18 protein-coding genes are annotated in these 21,416 nt (G+C 64.3%); 8 read left to right on the top strand and 10 right to left on the bottom strand.

The genetic code is table 11. From position 1 onward, the window contains the following. The first annotated feature begins 116 nt into the window (after window positions 1–116). From LB515_RS25825 to LB515_RS25835, 3 genes are all read left to right on the top strand, one after another. Entirely contained in the window at window positions 117–1,040 is a 924-nt protein-coding gene (locus LB515_RS25825; RefSeq protein WP_095765915.1) for a sulfite exporter TauE/SafE family protein, read from the top strand. Then, window positions 1,040–1,831 carry a TIGR02186 family protein gene (locus tag LB515_RS25830; RefSeq protein ID WP_095765916.1) on the top strand — a complete coding sequence of 264 codons (792 nt, stop codon included), beginning with the start codon at window positions 1,040–1,042 and terminating at the stop codon, window positions 1,829–1,831. Before LB515_RS25825 ends, LB515_RS25830 begins: the two co-directional genes overlap by 1 nt. A gap of 200 nt (window positions 1,832–2,031) precedes the next feature. Further along, complete coding sequence (locus tag LB515_RS25835; protein WP_224709395.1) at window positions 2,032–3,288, top strand: Hsp70 family protein; 1,257 nt, start codon at window positions 2,032–2,034, stop codon at window positions 3,286–3,288. Here the strand turns inward: LB515_RS25835 and LB515_RS25840 are convergent, their stop codons facing one another. Then, entirely contained in the window at window positions 3,289–4,194 is a 906-nt protein-coding gene (locus LB515_RS25840) for a LysR substrate-binding domain-containing protein (RefSeq protein ID WP_224709396.1), read from the bottom strand. A 123-nt stretch (window positions 4,195–4,317) separates the two neighbouring features. Between LB515_RS25840 and LB515_RS25845 the strand changes: the two genes are divergently transcribed. The 4 genes from LB515_RS25845 to LB515_RS25860 are packed head-to-tail and all read left to right on the top strand — an operon-like array spanning window position 4,318 to window position 9,075. Continuing rightward, window positions 4,318–4,476, top strand: coding sequence for a hypothetical protein (locus LB515_RS25845; RefSeq protein ID WP_224523418.1), 159 nt, complete (start codon window positions 4,318–4,320; stop codon window positions 4,474–4,476). Continuing rightward, window positions 4,473–7,403 (top strand): molybdopterin oxidoreductase family protein, encoded by a 2,931-nt coding sequence (locus tag LB515_RS25850; protein WP_224709397.1) that lies wholly within the window; start codon window positions 4,473–4,475, stop codon window positions 7,401–7,403. Before LB515_RS25845 ends, LB515_RS25850 begins: the two co-directional genes overlap by 4 nt. Further along, window positions 7,400–8,134, top strand: a complete 735-nt coding sequence (locus tag LB515_RS25855) for a 4Fe-4S dicluster domain-containing protein (RefSeq protein ID WP_224709398.1) — start codon at window positions 7,400–7,402, stop codon at window positions 8,132–8,134. The genes LB515_RS25850 and LB515_RS25855 overlap by 4 nt, the downstream gene beginning before the upstream one ends. A 2-nt stretch (window positions 8,135–8,136) precedes the next feature. Then, window positions 8,137–9,075, top strand: a complete 939-nt coding sequence (locus LB515_RS25860) for a dimethyl sulfoxide reductase anchor subunit family protein (RefSeq protein ID WP_224709399.1) — start codon at window positions 8,137–8,139, stop codon at window positions 9,073–9,075. A gap of 3 nt (window positions 9,076–9,078) precedes the next feature. Here the strand turns inward: LB515_RS25860 and pdeM are convergent, their stop codons facing one another. The 5 genes from pdeM to LB515_RS25885 all read right to left on the bottom strand — a co-directional run bounded on the left by pdeM (window position 9,079) and on the right by LB515_RS25885 (window position 15,296). Further along, window positions 9,079–9,795, bottom strand: coding sequence for a ligase-associated DNA damage response endonuclease PdeM (gene pdeM / locus LB515_RS25865; RefSeq protein ID WP_224709400.1), 717 nt, complete (start codon window positions 9,793–9,795; stop codon window positions 9,079–9,081). A gap of 18 nt (window positions 9,796–9,813) precedes the next feature. After that, on the bottom strand, window positions 9,814–12,345 hold the full coding sequence (locus tag LB515_RS25870) for a ligase-associated DNA damage response DEXH box helicase (RefSeq protein ID WP_224709420.1): 2,532 nt from the start codon (window positions 12,343–12,345) through the stop codon (window positions 9,814–9,816). Between the two features lie 269 nt (window positions 12,346–12,614). Then, window positions 12,615–13,475 carry a C40 family peptidase gene (locus LB515_RS25875; protein WP_224709401.1) on the bottom strand — a complete coding sequence of 287 codons (861 nt, stop codon included), beginning with the start codon at window positions 13,473–13,475 and terminating at the stop codon, window positions 12,615–12,617. 37 nt (window positions 13,476–13,512) lie between these two features. Then, on the bottom strand, window positions 13,513–13,863 hold the full coding sequence (locus tag LB515_RS25880; RefSeq protein WP_040985896.1) for a MarR family winged helix-turn-helix transcriptional regulator: 351 nt from the start codon (window positions 13,861–13,863) through the stop codon (window positions 13,513–13,515). A gap of 68 nt (window positions 13,864–13,931) precedes the next feature. Continuing rightward, complete coding sequence (locus tag LB515_RS25885; protein WP_224709402.1) at window positions 13,932–15,296, bottom strand: leucyl aminopeptidase family protein; 1,365 nt, start codon at window positions 15,294–15,296, stop codon at window positions 13,932–13,934. A gap of 122 nt (window positions 15,297–15,418) precedes the next feature. On the opposite strand from LB515_RS25885, the gene LB515_RS25890 reads away from it, so the two are divergent. Beyond that, the gene (locus LB515_RS25890) at window positions 15,419–16,246 is read left to right on the top strand and encodes a tetratricopeptide repeat protein (protein ID WP_224709403.1); all 828 of its coding nucleotides are present in this window, start codon (window positions 15,419–15,421) and stop codon (window positions 16,244–16,246) included. A gap of 151 nt (window positions 16,247–16,397) precedes the next feature. Here LB515_RS25890 and LB515_RS25895 read toward each other — a convergent pair whose 3' ends face one another. The 4 genes from LB515_RS25895 to LB515_RS25910 all read right to left on the bottom strand — a co-directional run bounded on the left by LB515_RS25895 (window position 16,398) and on the right by LB515_RS25910 (window position 21,407). After that, window positions 16,398–17,414 (bottom strand): type II secretion system F family protein, encoded by a 1,017-nt coding sequence (locus LB515_RS25895; RefSeq protein WP_140845674.1) that lies wholly within the window; start codon window positions 17,412–17,414, stop codon window positions 16,398–16,400. A gap of 13 nt (window positions 17,415–17,427) precedes the next feature. Continuing rightward, complete coding sequence (locus LB515_RS25900) at window positions 17,428–18,441, bottom strand: type II secretion system F family protein (protein ID WP_095765926.1); 1,014 nt, start codon at window positions 18,439–18,441, stop codon at window positions 17,428–17,430. A gap of 155 nt (window positions 18,442–18,596) precedes the next feature. Continuing rightward, complete coding sequence (locus tag LB515_RS25905; protein ID WP_224709404.1) at window positions 18,597–20,093, bottom strand: CpaF family protein; 1,497 nt, start codon at window positions 20,091–20,093, stop codon at window positions 18,597–18,599. Between the two features lie 30 nt (window positions 20,094–20,123). After that, the gene (locus LB515_RS25910; RefSeq protein WP_176476963.1) at window positions 20,124–21,407 is read right to left on the bottom strand and encodes a CpaE family protein; all 1,284 of its coding nucleotides are present in this window, start codon (window positions 21,405–21,407) and stop codon (window positions 20,124–20,126) included. Window positions 21,408–21,416: the final 9 nt, after the last annotated feature.

The raw sequence follows: 21,416 nt of genomic DNA on the forward strand, positions 1-21,416 counted from the left end.
CCCCCCCCCCCCCCCCCCCCCCCCCCCCCCCGGCGCAAGAAAAAATTGGCTTTTCGGTGCTTTACTGTCCGGGGACGGCACTGTGCGCCGGCAGACAAACTGATCGAGACAGACGGGTGGGCATCTATCTCCCGATCGCGGAAATTTCCGTCAACATCTTCGTGCTGCTCGCGATGGGCGCCGCGGTGGGTTTCCTGTCGGGCATGTTCGGGGTCGGCGGCGGCTTCCTGATCACGCCGCTTCTGATTTTCTACAACATCCCGCCGGCAATCGCCGTCGCCACCGGCGCAAACCAGGTCATCGCCTCCTCCTTCTCCGGCGCGCTTTCGCATTTCAAGCGCGGCACGCTCGACTTCAAGCTGGGCGGCGTGCTTTTGGCCGGCGGCATCGTCGGCTCGACGGCCGGTATCTTCGTCTTTGCGCTGTTGCGCCGGCTCGGCCAGCTGGACCTGTTCATCTCGCTGCTCTACGTCGTGCTGCTCGGCACGGTCGGCGGGCTGATGCTGTTCGAAAGCGTCAACGCGCTGCGCGCCAGCCGCAGCGGCGCCGCACCCGTGCTCAAGAAATCCGGACAGCACAACTGGATTCATCGGTTGCCGTTCAAGATGCGCTTCCGCGCCTCGAAGCTGTTCGTCAGCGTCATCCCGGTGCTTGGGCTCGGCGCCGGGATCGGCTTCCTGTCGTCGATCATGGGCGTCGGCGGCGGCTTCATCATGGTGCCGGCGCTGATCTATCTGCTCAAGGTGCCGACCAATGTCGTTATCGGCACCTCGCTGTTCCAGATCATCTTCACCTCGGCCTATACGACGCTGGTGCATGCCACGACCAACCAGACGGTCGACGTGATCCTGGCCTTCCTGCTGATGGCCGGCGGCGTCGCCGGCGCGCAATATGGCGCCAAGGCCGGCCAGAGGCTACGCGGCGAACAGCTGCGCGCCCTTTTGGCGATGCTGGTGCTGGCCGTCGCCATCCGCCTTGCCGCCGATCTCTTCGTGACGCCGCCCAATCTCTATTCTCTGTCCGCCGCGGGGCTCAACTGATGGCGGCGCGACGAGCATTTGCAGCCGCCGTCTCGTTGTCGATGCTCTTTGCCCTTTCCCCGGCGACGGCGCAGACGCCGCCCGCCGAAAGCATTCAGATCGGCCTGTCGACGGATGCCATTTCCATCACGGCGGGCTTCTCCGGCGCCGACCTGACGATCTTCGGATCGCTGGAGAATCCCGATCCGCTGATCGCGCGCCAGGGGCGCTACGACGTGATCGTCGTGCTCGAAGGGCCGCCAAGGCCGGTCGTCGTCCGGCGCAAGGACCGGGTGCTCGGCGTCTGGATCAATCTGGATTCGGAGACGTTCGAGAACGTGCCGGTTTCCTATTCCGTCGCGACGACGCGACCGCTGCAGGACATCGCCGAGCCCGCCAAATACAAGCAGCTCTCGCTGGGCGCGCAGAACCTCTACATGAAGCCCGCCGACGAGACCGACAGCCCGGCGACGATCGAGGAATTCACCGCCGCGCTCCGCGACCGCAAGGCAGCGACCGGCCTCTACAGCGAGAATGTCGGCGGCGTGCAATTCCTGTCGCAGAACCTGTTTCGCGCCACCGTGCGCCTCGCGCCCAACGTGCCGGTCGGAACCCATAAAGCCCGCGCGTTCCTGTTCAAGAGCGGCATGTTCGTCAAGGAAAGCTCGGCCCAGCTCGAAATCCGCAAATCCGGCTTCGAGCAATCGGTCTTCCGCGTCGCGCATGACGATTCGTTCCTCTACGGTGTGTTTGCGATATCGCTGGCCATGCTGACCGGCTGGCTGGGCCGGCTCATCTTCCGCAAGGACTGATGCTTCGGGAAGAATCGGAAGACCCGTTTTCCGTTCGAAACAGGGTTTCCCTTTTCCCGGTTTTGCGATACATCGCCGCCTCCCAGCCCTAGGGATAAGCACACACATTTCGACTTCGGCAGAGCGGTCCGGCACTCGGATGACGGCGCGCAACGCGTCGCCGACGATCTGCCGCCATGAAGCAAAGACAGGAGGCTGCGATGCGATCGGCATTCGGCGGCATCGATTTCGGCACGTCCAATTCGACCGTGGGCGTGATCCGCGACGGCCGGGCGCGGCTGGTGGCGCTGGAGGGCGAGCAGCCTACTCTGCCGAGCGCCGTGTTCTTCAACTTTGAGGACGGCTACACCTATTTCGGCCGCCGTGCGATCAGCGACTACACCGACAGCATCGAAGGCCGGCTGATGCGCTCGCTGAAGAGCGTGCTTGGCAGCTCGCTTGCCAACGAGAAGACGCGCATCAAGGCACGCCAGATCGGCTTCATCGACATCGTCGGCCTGTTCATCGACCACCTCAAGAAGCGGCTGGAAGAAGATGCCGGCGGTCCGGTCGACAACGTCGTGCTGGGCAGGCCCGTGCAATTCGTCGACGACGACGCGGCTGCCGATGCGAAGGCGCAAGGCGAACTTGAAAAGGCCGCCCGCGCGCAGGGCTTCAAGCACATCGCCTTCCAGTTCGAGCCGATCGCGGCGGCGCTCGACTACGAGCAGAAGGTTTCCCGCGAGGAGCTGGCGCTGATCGTCGACATGGGCGGCGGCACCTCCGATTTCTCGATCGTACGAGTCTCACCGGAGCGCGCCCGCTCGACCGACCGCAAGGCCGACATATTAGCCAACCGGGGCATCCATATCGGCGGCACCGATTTCGACCGGCTGCTCAGCATCGCCCATGTCATGCCCGAGCTCGGCTATCTGACGCGGACCAAGGACCACAAGCGGAACCTGCCCGCGGCCTACTTTATCGACCTTGCGACCTGGCAGCGCATCAACCTCGTCTACACCGCCAAGGCGATGAACGACCTGCGACAGATCCGCTACGAGGCCGAGCGGGCCGACCTCGTCGACCGCTTCATCCACGTCGTCGAGCATCGCTACGGCCATGCGATGGCGGGCTTGGTCGAAAGGGCCAAGATCGCGCTCACGGACCAAGCCTCGGCCGAAGTGAAGGTGTCGCTACCCGGCGCGCGCTTCGCGGCCGAGATCACACGCGCCGGCCTGGAGGAAACGATCAGCGGCGACATCGAACGCGTGGCCGCGACGGTCAAACACACGATCGCCGACGCGGGCATCCCTGCTTCGGCCATCACCGCCGTGTTCCTCACCGGCGGTTCGACCGCCATCCCGCTGGCGAAACGGCAGATTCTGGCGCTGGTGCCGCAGGCCGCGGTCATCGAAGGCGATATGTTCGGCTCGGTCGGCCTGGGCCTCGCGCTGGATGCGCAGCGCAAATATGCCTGATTATTCCGCGCGCGCCGAGGCATCCGCCTTGCCGGTGAGATGCGCCTTCAGCGCCATCTGCGCGAGGCTCGCCTGGCGGTCGCGGTGGGTGATCATGGCGAAGTCGCGCTTCGGCAATTCGACCGGCACGGCCCTGAGGCTGCCTTCCGCCAGGGAGCGCGCGACCACCAGTTCCGAGATGATCGTCGCCCCCGCGCCAGCCTCGACGGCCTGGCGCACCGCCTCGTTGCTGGGCAGGACGAGGAAAATCTGGAGCTCCGCCGGCGGGACCCCTTGGCTGAGCGCGAAATCCTCCAGCGCCTCGCGCGTGCCCGACCCGCCTTCCCTGATGATCCAGCGCAGCGCCCTGATGTCGAGGTTCCCCGCCCGCGTCATCGGGATTTCGGGATGCGCGCGCGCGACGACCAGCATCGGACGGTCTTCGTCGACCGTGGCGCGGCGCAGGATGTCGGACTCGGTGCGGCCCTCGACCAGTCCGAAATCGGCCCTGCCGTCCAGCACATTGGTCTCGACCTGCCTGGTGTTGCCGATTGTCACGCTGAGCTTCACGGCAGGATAGGCCTCGTGGAAGGACGCCAGGCGGCGCGGCAGCCAGTAGCTGGCGATGGTCTGACTGGCCGCGATCGACAGGCTGCCGGCGACGGTCTGCGAGACATCCTCCAGCACGCCACGGGCCGCCGCGGCGCGATCCAGAACCGCCTTCGCCTCCGGCAGGAAGCGGTGGCCGGTCTGGGCCAGCTCGATGTTGCGGCCGACCCGGTTGAACAGGCGCACGCCGTGCTGGCTTTCGAGCGCCCGGATGGCGGCCGACGCCGCCGACTGCGAGATGCCGAGCCGCTCGGCGGCCTTGGTCATATGGCCGTGCTCGGCGACGGCGACGAAGATGCGCAACTGATCGAGGGTCATGGCTAACTAAGAAGCAAAATCGATCGGAATTACAAGAGCTGCTTGTTAGACGCATCAATAGCTTTGTTCTAAGTTTTTGCAGGAAATTGGAAAAAACTGGTCGTCAGAGGCCAAGAGCGGGAAATGGCAGGGCGCTTCAAATCCCTATTCGCGCATTGGAGCCGCCGGCTGAAGCGGCAGCTCGCCGGTGAGCGCTATCATCCCGAGCTCCACTACATGCGCGGCCCCGGCCCCAAGACGAAGGCCAAGATGGCGAGCGGCAAGAGCGTTCGCGGATCATGAGCAGGGCCGAGCCGCGCGGCGCCAATTCCGCCCCCTCGCAACGGCCGCTGGCGGACAGCCGAGCGCCGGAGGAGGGCGATGGCGTCGAGACCTCGCCAAGCGTCTCCGACCGCATCGCCAAGACCACCTGCTACATGTGCGCCTGCCGCTGCGGCATCGACGTCCACATCAAGGACGGCAAGGTGCGCTACATCAACGGCAACAAGGACCATCCGGTGAACCGCGGCGTGATCTGCGGCAAGGGCAGCGCCGGCATCATGCAGCATTACAGCCCGGCGCGGCTGAAGAAGCCGTTGCTGCGCACAGGTCCGCGCGGCTCCGGCGAATTCCGCGAGATCGAGTGGGAGGAAGCGCTGACCATCGCCACCGAGAGGCTGTCGGCGATCCGCCGCACCGATCCGAGGAAGCTTGCCTTCTTCACCGGGCGCGACCAGTCGCAATCGCTGACCGGCTGGTGGGCGTCGAAGTTCGGCACGCCCAATTTCGCCGCACATGGCGGTTTCTGCTCCGTCAACATGGCGGCCGGCGGGCTCTATACGATCGGCGGCTCGTTCTGGGAGTTCGGCGAGCCCGACTGGGACAACACGAAATATTTTATGCTGTTCGGCGTCGCCGAGGACCACGATTCCAACCCGATCAAGATCGGCCTCGGCAAGCTCAAGGCGCGCGGGGCCAAGGTGGTTTCGATCAATCCCTGCCGCACCGGCTACAATGCCATCGCCGACGACTGGATCGGCATCAGGCCAGGCACGGACGGGCTGTTCGTTCTGGCGCTTGTCCATGAATTGCTCAAGGCCGGCCGCATCGACCTCGACTATCTGCTGCACTACACCAACGCGCCGGTGCTGGTCGTGCAGGAACCGGGGACCGCCGACGACGGGCTGTTCGTGCGAGACGGCGACGGCAATCCGCTTGCTTGGGACAGAGTGGCCAAGCAGCCGGTCAACGCAACCGACCCCGAAGCAAAACCGGCGCTGACCGGCAGCTATCAGATCGGCGGACAGCGCTGTGTGCCTGTGTTCCAGCTCATCGCCGAACGCTATCTTGACGAGACCTATTCGCCGGACGCGGTAGCGGCGCGCTGCGGCGTCACCGCCGACACGATCCGGCGGATCGCGGCGGAGCTGGCGCATGTCGCCTTCGAGCAGCCGATCGAGCTGCCGATCGCCTGGACCGATTGGGCCGGCCGGCGACACGAGACGATCAAGGGACGACCCGTCTCGATGCATGCCATGCGCGGCATCTCGGCCCATTCCAACGGTTTTCACACCTGCCGCGCCATCCACCTCCTGCAGGTGCTGCTCGGCACGGTGGACGTTCCGGGCGGCTTCCGCTTCAAGCCGCCCTACCCGCGCCCGGCGCCGCCGGAGCCGAAGCCATGCGGAAAAAATGTTCGGCCGATGACGCCGCTGGACGGCATGCCGCTCGGCTTCGTCTGCGGCCCGGACGATCTTCTCGTCGACGAGGCCGGCCGACCCACCCGCATCGACAAAGCCTATTCCTGGGAAGCACCCCTGGCCGCGCACGGGCTGATGCACTCGGTGATCCGCAATGCCTGGGCCGGCGATCCTTATCCGATCGACACACTGATGATGTACATGTCGAACATGGCGTGGAACTCGTCGATGAACACGGTCGAGACGATTGCCATGCTGACCGACAAGGACGAGGCGGGGGCCTACAAGATCCCCTTCATCATCTATTCCGACGCCTATTATTCCGAGACGGTGGCGTTCGCCGACCTGGTGCTGCCAGACACCACCTATCTCGAGCGGCATGACTGCATCAGCCTGCTCGACCGGCCGATCAGCCATGCGGACGGTCCGGGCGACGCCATCCGCCATCCCGTGGTGCAACCGGACCGCGACGTGCGGCCGTTCCAGTCGGTGCTGATCGAGCTCGGCGCGCGGCTTGGCCTGCCCGGCTTCGTCGACGAGGACGGTTCGGCGAAATACCGCGACTATGCCGATTATATCGTCAATCACGAACGCACCCCCGGCATCGGCCCTTTAGCCGGCTGGCGTGGCGAGAATGGCGACTCGATCGGCAGGGGCGATGTCAACCCCGACCAGCTGCAGCGGTACATCGACAATGGCGGCTTCTGGCACCACGATTTTTCCGACGACCAGCGCTATTACAAGATGGGCAACCGCGCTTATCTCGATTTCGCGGTCGAGATGGGTTTCATTTCCAAGGCCGAGCCTATCGTCTTCCAGCTCTACTCGGAGCCGATGCAGCGGTTCAGGCTTGCCGGGCGCGGCCATGGCGAGGTGCAGCCGCCGGACGCCGAGCGCGGCCGCATCGAGGCCTATATGGACCCGCTGCCCTTCTGGTACGCGCCCTTCGAGGACAGTACCGTCGACCTGCAAAAATATCCGCTGCATGCGCTGACGCAGCGGCCGATGCACATGTACCATTCCTGGGGCTCGCAAAATGCGTGGCTGCGGCAGATCACCAGCCAGAACCGGCTGTTCGTGCATAGGCAGACCGCCACCGAGCTTGGCCTTTCCGACGACGACTGGGTGTGGATCGAAAGCGCCAACGGAAGGGTGAAAGGCCAGATTAAGCTGATCGACGGCGTGAACCCGGATACGGTGTGGACCTGGAACGCGATCGGCAAGCGGCGCGGCAGCTGGGGCCTGAAGGACGATGCGGCGGAGAGCAATCGCGGATTCCTGCTCAACCATATCATCGGCGACCAGACGGCGGCCGATGCCAACGGCAAGCGCTATTCGAATTCCGATCCGGTCACCGGACAGGCCGCGTGGTTTGACGTGCGCGTGCGGATCGTCAAATGCGCGGCGCAAGAAGCCGGCTTGACGGAGCCGCAATTCGAGCGTTTCGCCCAGCCGCCGCATTTCGAGCCTTCGCCGGACGTGCTTCGCTTCGGCGCGGAATTCCGCATGAAGAGGGAAGCCGCCGAATGACCTGTCTTCCCGCTCGAACCGAGAAAAAACTCGGCCTCGTCATCGACCTCGACACCTGCGTCGGCTGCCAGGCCTGCGTCACCGCCTGCAAGGAGTGGAACACTGGCGGCCACATGGCGCCGCTGACCGACATCGATCCCTATGGCGGGCATGTCGACGGCGTCTGGTTCAACCGGGTGCATAGTTATGAGCACACGACGGAACAAGGCGGCCGCACGGTGAACTTCCCGCGCTCCTGCCTGCATTGCGAGCAGCCGGCCTGCGTCACCGTCTGCCCGACCGGCGCCTCCTACAAGCGCGCCTCGGACGGCATCGTGCTGGTCGACGAGGACAAGTGCATTGGCTGCAAATTGTGCAGTTGGGCCTGTCCTTACGGCGCGCGTGAATTCGACACCGATGTCGGCGTGATGAAGAAATGCACGCTGTGCGTCGACCGGATCTACAACGACAATCTGGCTGAGGAGGACCGGGTGCCCGCCTGTGTCGCCGCCTGCCCGACCAGCGCCCGGCATTTCGGCGATTTCGGCGATCCGGCCTCGGCGATTTCGCAGCTTGTCGAGGAGCGTGGCGGCGTCGCGCTGATGCCGGAGCTCGGCTACCAGCCGACCAACAGATATCTGCCGCCGCGCGCCCGCAGCCAACGCCCGGCGAAGGTGGACGCGCCGGCGCTGGAGCCGATCCGGGCCGAGGGCGGTTTCCTCGGCTGGATCGACCGCATGCTTTCGAACTGATCATGCATCCCGCCTTCTCGGTCGTCTTCTTCACCACTGCCACCGGCGCCGGCTACGGCCTGCTGGCACTGCTCGGCCTGCTTGGCGGATTTGGCGTGATCCCGGCCGATTTCTGGCTTGGCCTTGTCGGCATGGGGCTGGCGCTCGGCCTTGTTGTTGCAGGCCTGCTCTCCTCGACCGGCCATCTCGGCCGCCCTGAGCGAGCCTGGCGCGCTTTCTCGCAATGGCGCAGCTCGTGGCTGTCGCGCGAAGGCGTGGCGTCGGTCGCAACCTTCATTCCGGCCGCGCTGTTCGGCATAGGCTGGGTGCTTCTCGGGCAGAGCGGCGGATGGGTGGCGGTCGCCGGACTGCTGGCGGCGGCAGGCGCGGTCATGACAATCTGCACGACAGGCATGATCTATGCTTCGTTGAAGCCGATCGCGCAGTGGCACAGTCGCTATACTTTGCCGGCCTATCTCATCTTCGCGGCGATGACCGGTAGCGTTCTCGCCAACGCCTTACTCCAAGGATTCAGGCAAGGTTCGACGGCGATGCTGGCCTGGGCTCTGCTTGCCACGCTCGCCGGCTGGGGCTGGAAGCTTGCGACCTGGCGCTACAATGACCGGCTGGAAATCCCGACCACCGCCAACACAGCGACCGGCCTTGCCGGCGGCACGGTGCGTTCCATCGAGTGGCCGCATACCGAAGAGAACTACCTGCTGAAGGAAATGGGCTTTCGCATCGCGCGCAAGCATAGCGCCAAGCTGCGGCTGATCACGCAGGTGCTGGCATTCGCAGTGCCAGCCATTCTGCTGGCGATCGCGTACTTCCTACCAAGGCCCTTAAGCGCAATTGCATCCATGCTTGCAGCCGTCGCGCAACTCGCCGGCATGCTGGTCGAGCGCTGGCTGTTCTTCGCCGAGGCGAAGCATACGGTCACCCTCTATTATGGCAGGGAGTAAGCTTCAGCCCGGCCTGAGCATCGAGCCGGAGATAGCAAAAATGCGCTCGGCGCCCAGCATATAGGCCATCAGCGTCTCCAGCCGGAACAGGCCGGCATAGGCGCGGTCGAGCACGTTGAGCGAGCCGGTATAGGCGCCGAAGGCCGGCATGATCATGCGGCCGCCGTCGCCGGCAAAGCAGCGCCGCCTGACCGAGCGCCCGCGCTGGACGATGCGCGCGCACGGATGGAGATGGCCGGCGATCTCGCCCTCCACCCGGACCTTCGACGGCTCGTGACGGAAGAGCAGCGAGCCGATGGCGAGTTCCCGCACGGTCTCGCCTGGCAGGTCGGCTGGCGCATCCGGGTCGTGGTTGCCGGCGACCCAGAACCAATCGCGGCCGGCCATCATCGCCTCCAGCCTTTCGCGGAAACTCAGATGCATGCGCTCGGCACCGCCGCCGTCGTGGAAGGAATCACCCAAGCTGACGACGATCCGCGGCTGGTAATCGGCGATCACCGCCTGAAGCCGCAGCAAGGTCGCGCCTGTGTCATAGGGCGGGATCAGCGCGCCGCGCCTGGCGAAGGACGAACCTTTTTCGAGATGCAGGTCGGAGACCGCGAGCAGCCGCAGATCGGGGAAATAGAGCACGCCGCGCCGGTCGCAGACCGCGCGCTCGCCGGCGATGCCGACAGTGTCGGCCTCGGCGATCAGCGTTGCGCGCGACAGCGAAAAATTCATCCCCTCTTAGGCCTTCTTTCAGTCCGCCATCTCCGGCCCCATGGCCTCTTCGACGAGAGTGGCGGCATCCATCAGCAGCGTCTCGTCCGCCTCGCCATTCACCGGCATCTTGCCGATCTCGAGCATGATCGGCACGGCCAACGGCGATATCTGCTCAAGATTCTTATGCATGATTCGACCGCGGATGCGCGAGAGCATCTCGGCAAGTCTGCTGACATCGAGCAACCCGGTCGCGGCATCCGTACGGGTGGCCTGCAGCAGAATATGGTCGGGTTCATGGCTGCGCAACACGTCATAGATGAGGTCGGTCGAAACGGTCACCTGGCGGCCGCTTTTCTCCTTGCCCGGGTGGCGCTTTTCGATCAGTCCGGAAATCAGCGCGCAGTTGCGGAAGGTGCGCTTCAGCAGCCAGCTGTCGGCGAACCAGGCTTCGAGATCATCGCCCAGCATGTCCTGATCGAACAATGTGGCCAGCGACGGTTTTCTGTTCTTGAACATCCAGCCCATGTCAGCCAGCGACCAGATGGCCAGCGCATAATCGGTGGCGACGAAGCCGACCGGCTTGGCTCCCGCCCGATCCAGCCGGCGGGTGAGCAGCATGCCGAGTGTCTGATGCGCGAGCCTGCCCTCGAACGGATAGGCTACGAGGTAGTAGCGGTTGCCGCGTGGAAAAGTCTCGATCAACAGGTCGTCGCGTTTCGGCAAAACGGACTTGTCCGCCTGAAATCTTAACCAGTCAGCGACCTGCTCAGGCAGTTTCTTCCAACGTTGCGGGTCATCGAGCATGGCCCGCACCTGCTCGGCGAGATAGGTCGAAAGCGGGAATTTGCCACCGCCATAATAGGGCACCTTCGCGTCGCTGCCGGGCGCGTTCGAGACGAAGCACTCGTTCTCGCGAATGCCTTCGAAACGCAGGATCTTGCCACCGAACATGAAGGTGTCGCCGTGGGTCAAGGTCTCCAGAAACGCTTCCTCGATCTTTCCCAGCACCCTGCCGCCGCGCGAGGCCGCCCCTCTGCTGCCGGCCTGGACGTAGCGCACATTGAGCGCCGGCACTTCGATGATGGTGCCGACATTCAGCCTGTATTGCTGGGCGACGGCCGGATTTGAAACCCGCCATAAGCCTTCCTTGGTCTGACGGATGCGGGCATAGCGCTCGTAATTTCTCAGCGCGTAGCCGCCGGTGGCGACGAAGTCGATGACCCGATCGAATGTCGGCCTGTCCAGGCTGACGTAAGGCGCGGCCGTCCGTATCTCCTCGAAGAGCACATCGGCATGGAACGGCGCGCCGCAGGCGCAGCCCAGCACATGCTGGGCCAGCACGTCGAGCCCGCCATTGACCAGCGGCGGCGTGTCCTGGGCGCCGAGATAATTGGCATCGAGCGCCGCCCGGCATTCCAGCACCTCGAAACGGTTGGCCGGGATGAGAATCGCCTTTGAGGGCTCGTCCATACGATGGTTGGCACGGCCGATGCGCTGCGCGAGCCGGCTGGCGCCTTTCGGCGCACCGACATGCACGACCAGGTCGACATCGCCCCAGTCGATGCCGAGATCCAATGTCGAGGTGGCGACGATGGCGCGCAAGGCGTTTTCGCCCATGGCCTTCTCGACGCGGCGGCGCTGGGCGACATCAAGCGATCCGTGATGAAGCGCGATCGGCAGCGTGTCTTCATTGACGCGCCATAGCTCCTGGAACAACAGCTCGGCCTGGCTGCGCGTGTTGACGAACAGCAGCGTGGTCTTGTGCCGCTTGATCTCGCGGTAGATCTCAGGCGTGGCGTAGCGGGCGGAGTGACCGGCCCAGGGCACCCGCTCTTCCGAGTCGAGGATCGATATCTCGGGCTTCGCGCCGCCGGTCACGACGATGAGCTCGGACATGGCGCCTGGAGAAGCCTGGCTTACCAGCCAGCGACGCAACTCGTCCGGCTCGGCCACGGTCGCCGACAGGCCTATGGTCTGCAACCCGGGCACAAAAGCGCGCAATCGTGCAAGGCCAAGCGCCAGCAGATGCCCGCGCTTCGAGGTGACAAGCGAATGCAATTCGTCGAGCACGACATAGCGCAGGTCCTCGAAGAAGCGCTTTGCGTCGTTTGAAGCGATCAGCAAGGCGAGTTGCTCGGGCGTGGTGAGCAATATGTCGGGCGGCGCCAGTTTCTGCCGCTGGCGCTTATGCGAAGGCGTGTCGCCGGTGCGCGTCTCGATGGTGACAGGCAGGCCGATCTCCTCGACCGGCTTGCCGAGATTGCGCTCGATGTCGACGGCCAGCGCTTTCAGCGGCGAAATGTAGAGTGTGTGGATGCCGCGGCGGGCTTCGCCCGGCTTTCGCTTGGGACGGCTGGCCAGTTCGGTCAGCGAGGGCAGGAAGCCGGCCAATGTCTTGCCGGCGCCGGTCGGCGCGATCAGCAGCACCGACTGGCCGCTTTGAGCCTTCGACAGCAGCTCGAGCTGATGGACGCGCGGCGACCAGCCCTTTTCGCCGAACCATCTGACGAATGGCTCAGGCAGCAGGACGGCGGCATTCTGCTCGGCAAGGCGCGGCTGCTCGGTCACGCGCAAGAGGTAGCGCGGCAGCAAGCAATCGCCAAGGAAAATCGGAACAAAAGGGGATCAGCGCGATTCTTCCTTCCCCTCTTGTGGGGGAAGGTGGATTGCCGCGTAGCGGCAAGACGGATGAGGGGTGTTCCAGCGGAGTGAGACGCGGGGGCTTGGGACGACGATGAAGCTTGACGCCAAGCTACCCCTCACCCGGATTGCCATCCGATTTGTGAAGGACAAATCGGGGCAATCCGACGTCTCCCACAGGGGGAGAGGTGAAGGCGCTACGGCCTCCGAAACCCAGTCGGACCGCCATAAAGATAGCCGATGCGGTCGACAGCCTCTTTAAGGCCCTCGCGCGAGACCAGCATGGTGTGGCCGTTGGCGTGGATCATGTCTCTTTCGTCGGTCATGATCGCGACGTGGCCTTTCCAGAAGACGAGATCGCCGCGCCGGAGACCTGAATAGTCCGGACCCGGCTCAAACGGCGTGCCGATCGACGCCGCCTGCATATCGGAGTCGCGCAGGACATCCTTGCCCGTCATGCGCATCGCCAACTGCACGAGGCCGGAGCAATCGATGCCGAAGCCGGAGGCACCGCCCCAGAGATAAGGCGTGCCGAGGAAGCTTTCGGCGACCGTGACGTAATCCTTGGCCAGCTCGGCGATCGGCCGCAGATGGCGGGCGACGATCGCCTGGCCGGAGGGCAGCAGCGCATAATGCGTGCCGCGCGTTTCGGCCGAGCCGGTTACCGTCACTGTCGAGCCCATCGACAGCTGCCCGTTGATCGGAAAGCGCAGATCCGGTCCGGGATAGAGGAAGGTGCGCGGCACGGAGACGACATGCGTGGGCGCTTGTTCGCGTGCCCCAATCAGATTGTCGGCCACATAGCCGACATAACCGTCGCGCTCGGCCTGCACCCAGGCCCAGCCTTCCGCGTCCTCGAAAACGAGCACGTCGTCGCCGAACAGCGCCTGCGTGTTGACGCCCGCGTCGGGGCGCGGCGCCTTGCGCAGGTCGGCGACAGCGGCCGTGATCCGCGCCGGGCGGCCGGTGACGAAGCGGTCGGCGGCGACCTCGCCCTTCAGCCTCGCATCGGCAAGGTCGGAGCGGAAGGCATGAAGGCGGGCATCCCTGGCGGTCAAATCGATAATCCAGTCATATCAGATAAGGGCAATGAGGTCAGATGGGCAGTTCGTGCGCCCTGGCGACGATACCATCGCCGAAGCGCTCGACAAAGAGCGCGCCTTCCACCGTGCGCCGGATCAGCACGTTGCGCTTGTCGAGCTCGTCGCGGTGGCGCGAGACCAGCTTCAGCGCGCCCATCGTGTCCAGCGCCCGGGTGATGACCGGCTTGGTGACGTTGAGCTTGGCGGCCAGCCCGCGCACCGTATGGGGCGGCGGATCGAGATAGATGGTGAACAGGATAGCCGTCTGGCGCATGGTGAGATCGGGCTCGCCGTCGCGCACCTGCGCCAGCATCACCTGCTGCCACAGTCGCAAGGCCTGGCTCGGGCGCATCGAGATCGACATCGCCCAAGCATGCCGGCAAATTGTTTCGGTTCCGTTTCAGTGACGATCTGCCACCTTGGTCTTCCGGCCTAGGCAAATCGCTGCGTAATTATCCGCTCCAGCGCGCGAATGCCTTGCGCTTCGCCGCCGGTCAGGCCGTAGGGTCGGTCGGCCGGGTTCCAGGCGAAGATGTCGAAATGCGCCCAGCTGTCAGTCTTCTCGACAAAGCGCTTGAGGAAAAGCGCGGCGGTGATCGATCCGGCAAAGCCGTCCGTCGTCACATTGTTGATGTCGGCGATCTTCGAGGAAAGCTTTGCATCGTAGGGTCGCCACAAAGGCATGCGCCACAGTGGATCCTCGACCGCGACCGACGCCGCGGCCAGGTCGGCGGCAAGCGTCTCGTCGTTGGTGTAGAAAGGCGGCAGATCGGGCCCCAGCGCGACGCGGGCGGCTCCGGTCAGCGTCGCCATGTCGACCAGCAAAGCGGGCTGCTCCTCGTCGGCCAGCGCCAGCGCATCGGCCAGGATCAGCCTGCCTTCGGCGTCCGTGTTGCCGATTTCGACCGTGATGCCCTTGCGGCTCCTGAGCACGTCGCCGGGCCGGAAGGCATTGCCGGCGATCGAATTCTCGACGGCGGGGATCAGCACGCGCAGCCGGACATTCAGTCTCGCCGCCATGATCATGGCGGCGAGGCCCAGCACGCTGGCGGCGCCGCCCATGTCCTTCTTCATCAAAAGCATGCCCGACGACGGCTTGATGTCGAGGCCGCCGGTATCGAAGCAGACGCCCTTGCCGACCAGCGTCACCTTCGGCGCGTCGCCCGGTCCCCAAGTTATGTCGATAAGCCGCGGCGCGCCGGTCGAGGCCCGGCCGACGGCGTGGATCATCGGGAAATTCCGCATCAGGAGATCGTCGCCATGGATCACCGAGATATCGGCGCCATGGGCGGTCGCCAGTTTTCGGGCGGCTTCTTCCAATTCGACCGGACCGAGGTCGCTGGTCGGCGTGTTGACGAGGTCGCGTGTCAGAAACACGCTGTCGGCGACACGGCGGACATGCGCCGCGTCGGCGCCCTCCGGAAGCGCGAAGCGCAAAGCCTTGCCGGGCTTCTTGCCGTAGCGAGTAAAGACATAGCCGCCGAGGACAAGCGCGAGCGCCGCGAGATCGGGTTGCGCCGGGCGCGACGCGAAATGCCAGTCGCCCTCCGGCAACGCCCTTGCGAGCGCGCCGAGGGCAAGAACGCTCTCGCCATCGCCTGTGCCGAACAACGCGCCGGCAAGGCCGCCACCCTCGCCCGGCAAGACCAGCGTGCGCCCTGCTTCGCCAGAAAAACCGTTGGCCCTTGCCCAGGCGATGGCGGAGGGCGGCAGTGCCGCGGCTTCAAGGGCGTCCTTCGCCACCAGATAGACAGGCAAGGCGACTTCCGGCTTCTGCTCAACGAGTTCGACAGGCATGCGATGATCTCCGGCCGAACCGTTCGAGTCGGCGCTTCTTAACGGTCCGTTAGGGTTAACAGAATATTTCTGCCGGAGGGAAGACGGCCAGCCAATGGCCGCACAGGAATGGAGACCGGGCGATGCCGACCGAAGCGTTGAACCTTACAGCCAAGCGTCTGATCACCACGGCTTTCATGGCGGCGCTGGCGGCCAGCGTGGCGGGTTGCGGCAGCACCAGCAAGTTCACCACGGGCTCCATCTCCCGCTCCGACAACAGGCCGCTGGAAACGATGTCGTCCGGCGAATTGCGTACCGCCACGTCCAGGCTCGGCCAGTCCTATGCCCGCAATCCGGGCGACAAGCGCATCGCGATGAATTTCGCGGCGGCACTGCAGATGGATGGCGATGCCGACCAGTCTCTGGCGGTGATGCGCAAGCTGGCGATCGCCTATCCCAAGGATCGCGAGGTGCTTGCGGCCTATGGCAAGGCGCTCGCCGCCAACGGCCAGTTCGAACCGGCCCTCGATGCCGTGCGGCGCGCGCAGACGCCCGAATATCCGGACTGGAAGCTGGTGTCGGCGGAAGCCGCCATTCTCGACCAGATGGGACAGAAAGACGAAGCGCGGCAAGACTATCGCAAGGCGCTGGAACTGAAGCCGAACGAGCCTTCGGTGCTGTCCAATCTCGGCATGTCCTATGTGCTCGAAGGCGACCTGCGCACGGCAGAAACCTATATGCGCTCGGCCGCGCAGCAGCCCGGCGCCGACAGCAGGGTGCGGCAGAACCTCGCGCTGGTCGTCGGCCTGGAGGGCCGCTTCGACGAAGCCGAGAAGATCGCCTCGCAGGAACTGTCGCCCGAACAGGCGCAGGCCAACGTCGCCTACCTGCGCCAGATGCTTGCCCAGCAGAACGCCTGGAGCCAATTGAAGGATCAGGACAAGAACAAGGCGAAGGTCGCCACGAACTGACCGCGGACGGCATTGCCAATCGACCACCGTTGAAATCAAAAAAGCCGCGCGGATCCAGCGCGGCTTTTTTGATTTGAAGCGAACGGCCCTATCTCTTTGTTCTTACGCAATTCCGGGCGGAAAACCGCTCGACACTTTTCCTGGAATTGCTTTACTGGCTCGAGGAGCTGTGCTGGTCGCCGAAGATGCCGCGCTGGCTGACCTGGATGCCGGCCGGTCCCAGAATGATGGCGAACAGAACCGGCAGGAAGAACAGGATCATCGGCACGGTAAGCTTCGGCGGAAGTGCCGCGGCCTTCTTCTCGGCGGCGTTCATGCGCATGTCGCGGCTTTCCGAGGCGAGCACGCGTAGCGCGTGCGCCACCGGCGTGCCGTAGCGTTCGGCCTGGACCAGGGCCTGGGACACCGACTTTACCGATTCCAGGCCGGTGCGGCTTGCCAGGTTCTCATAGGCGTTCTTGCGGTCCTGCAGATAGGACAGCTCCGCATTGGTGAGCACGAATTCCTCGGCAAGCGCAACCGACTGCGTGCCGATCTCGTCGGCAACCCTGCGCAGGGCCGCTTCCACCGACATGCCGGATTCCACGCAGATCAGCATCAGGTCGAGCGCATCCGGCCACGCCAGCTGGATCGACTGCTTACGCTTGGTCGCGCGGTTGTTGACGTAGAGGATCGGCGCATAGAAGCCGCCATAGGCGACAACGACACAGACGAACAGCTTGATGAAGGCCGGCTGCTGCGGCAGGCCGCCGAGCATGAACAGATAGATGGCCGCCAAGGCAAAACCGACGAATGGCAGGACCAGGCGGAAAAAGAGGAAGCGCGTCAGCGGGTTCTGGCCGCGGAAGCCCGCGACCTTGAGCTTCTGGATCGTGCTTTCATCGGCAAGCGCCCGCCTGAGATCCAGGCGGTCGACGATGTTGCGCATGCCGATGGACTGTTCCTCGCGCAGGCCCTTGCGGCGGCGGTCGGCCTCGTTGGCCAACCGCGCACGCTGCTCGGCGCGCATTTTGTCGCGTTCGAGCGCCACGCTTTTCATGCGCGACTTGAGCGACGTGCCGCCGAACGCCGGCATGAGCGTGAAGACGGTCGCGAACACGGCGATGCCGACCAGCATCGCGATCAGGAAAGAAGGGTCGGTGAGTGTTTTGACGACCTGCTCTGTCACCGGATCCGCACCCCTACACCTCGAAGTTCATCATCTTGCGCATCACCAGGATGCCGATCGACATCCACACACCCGAGCAGCCGAGGATCAGGTTGCCGACGTTGGTGGTGAACAGCGGCATGATGTAGTTCGGGCTCGACAGATAGACGAGGAAGGCGACGACGAAGGGCAAGGCGCCGATGATGACGGCCGATGCCTTGGCTTCCATCGACAGCGCCTGGACCTTGGCCTTCATCTTCTTGCGGTCGCGCAGGACGCGCGAAAGGTTGCCCAGCGCCTCGGACAGGTTGCCGCCGGCCTGCGACTGAATCTGGATGACGATGCCGAAGAAGCCGGCTTCGCTGCACGGCATCGTCTCGGGCATGCGCATGGCGGCGTCGGGCACCGACATGCCCATCTGCTGGGAATCGACGATGCGGCGGAACTCGGACCGGACCGGTTCGGGCGATTCGTTGGCGATCAGGCGGATCGCATCGTTGAGCGGCAGGCCGGACTTGACCGCGCGCACGATGATGTCGAGCGCGTTCGGAAATTCTTCCAGGAAAGCCTTGGTGCGACGTGTGCGGCGAAACGACACGAACCAGCGCGGCAGGCCGAGGCCGCCCACCAGCAGGGCCCCGGGCAGCGCCCATAGAGGCGCGCCGAGGAAAAAGAGAACGGCCGTCAGGATGATCCCGCAGACAGCGGAATAGATATAGAAACGCTCGATTGGAACCTGCATGCCGGCTTGGCGGATCTGAACCTTCAGCGGCGGTTTCTTGACGTTGCGATCATTGGCCTTCTGCTTCTCGTCGAGCTGCTTCAGCGTGTCCTGAACATTTTTTCGCCGCTTGACCGCCTCCGCGGCGCGGTCGCGCGTCGCTTTCACCACCGACCGGTCCGTCTCGGCTGTCTTGATGGTCTGAAGCCGCTTGCCGGCCTGCTTCTCGTTGTCGATGCGCGTGAACAGGAAAGCATAGGCCACCGCGCCGGCGCTGAAGCCGGCAAGCACGATAAAAGCCAGTACGGTGGTGTCAATTCCGAACATCGACCGGGGTCCCTAGGGCATTTCGCCGTTCCAAGGAAACGGCGAACCGTCCTGTCTCTTTGCCTTGACGCAATTGCGGACGGAAAGTTACGGAGAAGTCACCGAACCCGACCGCATCACGCCTTTCCTGGAATTGCTTCCAACCTCCAGATGCATCAGTCAGCGCGTTTCTCCATCGCCTCGAGCGCATTGGCGAGGCGCTGCTCCTCGCCATAGTAGCGGGCGCGGTCCCAGAAATGCGGGCGGCCGATGCCTGTCGACACATGCTCGCCGACTAGCCGGCCGCCGGCGTCTTCACCCTTGATGTTATAGAGCACAAGATCCTGGGTGATGATGACGTCGCCTTCCATGCCGACCACTTCGGTGATGTGGGTGATGCGGCGTGAGCCATCGCGCAGGCGAGCCGCCTGGATGATCACGTCGATCGAGCCGACGACGATCTCACGCACCGTCCGCTGCGGCAGGGAATAGCCGCCCATGGCGATCATCGATTCGATACGATTGAGGCATTCGCGCGGGCTGTTCGAGTGGATCGTCCCCATCGAGCCGTCGTGACCGGTATTCATCGCCTGCAGCAGGTCGAACACCTCCGGTCCGCGCACTTCGCCGACGATGATCCGCTCCGGCCGCATGCGCAGGCAGTTCTTGACCAGGTCGCGCATGGTCACCTCGCCTTCGCCCTCCAGATTGGGCGGCCGGGTTTCGAGACGGACCACATGCGGCTGCTGCAGCTGTAGTTCCGCCGAATCCTCGCAGGTGATGACGCGCTCCTCGCGGTCGATGTAGTTGGTCAGACAGTTGAGCAGCGTCGTCTTGCCGGAGCCCGTGCCGCCCGAGATGACGACGTTGCAGCGGACGCGGCCTATGATCTTGAGGATTTCCGCGCCTTGCGGCGAGATGGCGCCGAACTTGACCAGTTGGTCCAGCGTCAGCTTGTCCTTCTTGAACTTGCGGATGGTGAGCGCGGTGCCGTCGATCGACAGCGGCGGCGCGATGACGTTGACGCGCGAGCCGTCGGGCAGGCGCGCGTCGCAGATCGGGCTCGATTCGTCGACGCGGCGGCCGACCTGGCTGACGATGCGCTGGCAGATGTTGAGCAGCTGCTGGTTGTCGCGGAAACGGACGCCGGTCTGTTCGACCTTGCCATTGACTTCGATGTAGACGTTCTTGGAGCCGTTGACCATGATGTCGGCTATGTCGTCGCGGGCAAGCAACGGCTCCAGCGGTCCATAGCCCAGAACGTCGTTGCAGATGTCCTCGAGCAGCTCTTCCTGCTCGGAGATTGACATCGCGAAGTTCTTGATCGCGATGATGTCGTTTACGATGTCGCGGATTTCTTCGCGCGCGCTTTCGGGATCGAGCTTGGCGAGCTGCGACAGGTCGATCGTGTCGATGAGCGCCGAAAACACCTGGCTTTTGGTGTCGTAATAGGTCTCGGAGCGCTCGCGCTGGACCCTTCTCGGCGGCTCCGGCGCCATAGGCGGCGCCTCGACGGGCCGGCGCGCCGGCGGCGTGGCCGGCGTGCCGGACGGCGGCGCGACCGGTCGTTCGGCCGTCATCGTCCCGGTTGGAGCGGCGGCGGGAGCGGATGCCGGCGGACGGAATTCGGGCGTTGCCCGGCTGCCGTCGTCTTTGCCTCTTTTACCAAACATGATCGACTACCCGATGCCGCTCAATCAGCGTCACTTCTTGTTGCGCGAGAGCTTGCCGAGGATCGAGCCCAGGCCTGCTTTCTTCCTTGTCTTGATTTCGCTGCGTCCGGTCAGCACATGCGCTATTTCATTGATGGTGGTCACGACCGGGCTCTTGGCGTCCATCTCGGAGAGCATGCGGCCGTTGTTGGCGGCATTGCCGAACAGCAGCGGTTCGAAGTTGATCACCGCCATCGGCGTGATGCCGAGCGGTTCGGCGAAATCGGACGCCGCGATCTCGGGCCGTTTCGGCACGCCCGCCTGGTTGATGATCAGCTTCGGCGGCGGATCGTTCGGACGCAGCCGCTTCAGCATGTCCACCATGTTCTTGGTGTTGCGAAGATTTGCGAGCTCTGGCGTGGCCGTGATGACGATCTCGTCCGCCTTGATCAGCGTGCTCTTGGTCCACCCGCTCCAGACGTGCGGGACATCGAGGACCAGCAGAGGCGCGCTGCGCTGCGCTGTCTCTATGATCTGCGCGAAGGCCTCGGACTCGAAATCGTAGACGCGCTCAAGCGTAGAGGGAGCTGCGAGCAACGACAGATGCTCGGCGCATTGCGCAAGCAGACGGTCGAGATAGACCTCGTCGACCCGCTCTGGTGAAAACACCGCCTCGGCGATGCCTTGCGCCGGATCCTGATCGAAATTGATGTTGGCGGTGCCGAAGGCGAGATCGAGATCGGCGATGACGACCTCGGACTTGAACAGGGAAGACATCGCCCAAGCGACATTGTGAGCGATGGTCGAGGAGCCGACGCCGCCCTTGGCGCCGATGAACGCGATCGAGCGGCCGATCGGCTCCGAATCCGGATCGACGAAGATCGACGACACGACACTGACGATGTCTGTCATCGAGACCGGCGCGATGACATATTCGGAAATGCCCGAACGGATCAGCTCGCGGTAGAGCCCGACATCGTTGTAGTGGCCGATAACCACCACCTTGGAGGACGGATCACAATATTCCGAGAGGTGGCCGAGCTGTTCGAGCAGCTGCTGCGGTTCGCTGCGCGATTCCAGCAGGATCAGGTTCGGTGTCGGCGCGGACTGGTAGAACTCGATCGCGGTCGGGATGCCGCCCATATGAACCTTGAGATGGGCCTTGGCCATCCGGCGATCCTCGCCGGCGCGCTCGACGGGGTTGGCGACCCCCTCGGTCTCGCAGAAGGCCTGGATTGAAATGCGCGGCACGGGGCGCAGCGCCTGCATGGCGGCGATGTCCTGCTGCGAAAGGTCGCCGGTTTCCGCGGGCGTGTCGTAGGCAAGATTGCTCATCGTCATGCT

This window comes from Mesorhizobium sp. CA15 (assembly GCF_020165215.1).
Lineage (GTDB): Bacteria > Pseudomonadota > Alphaproteobacteria > Rhizobiales > Rhizobiaceae > Mesorhizobium.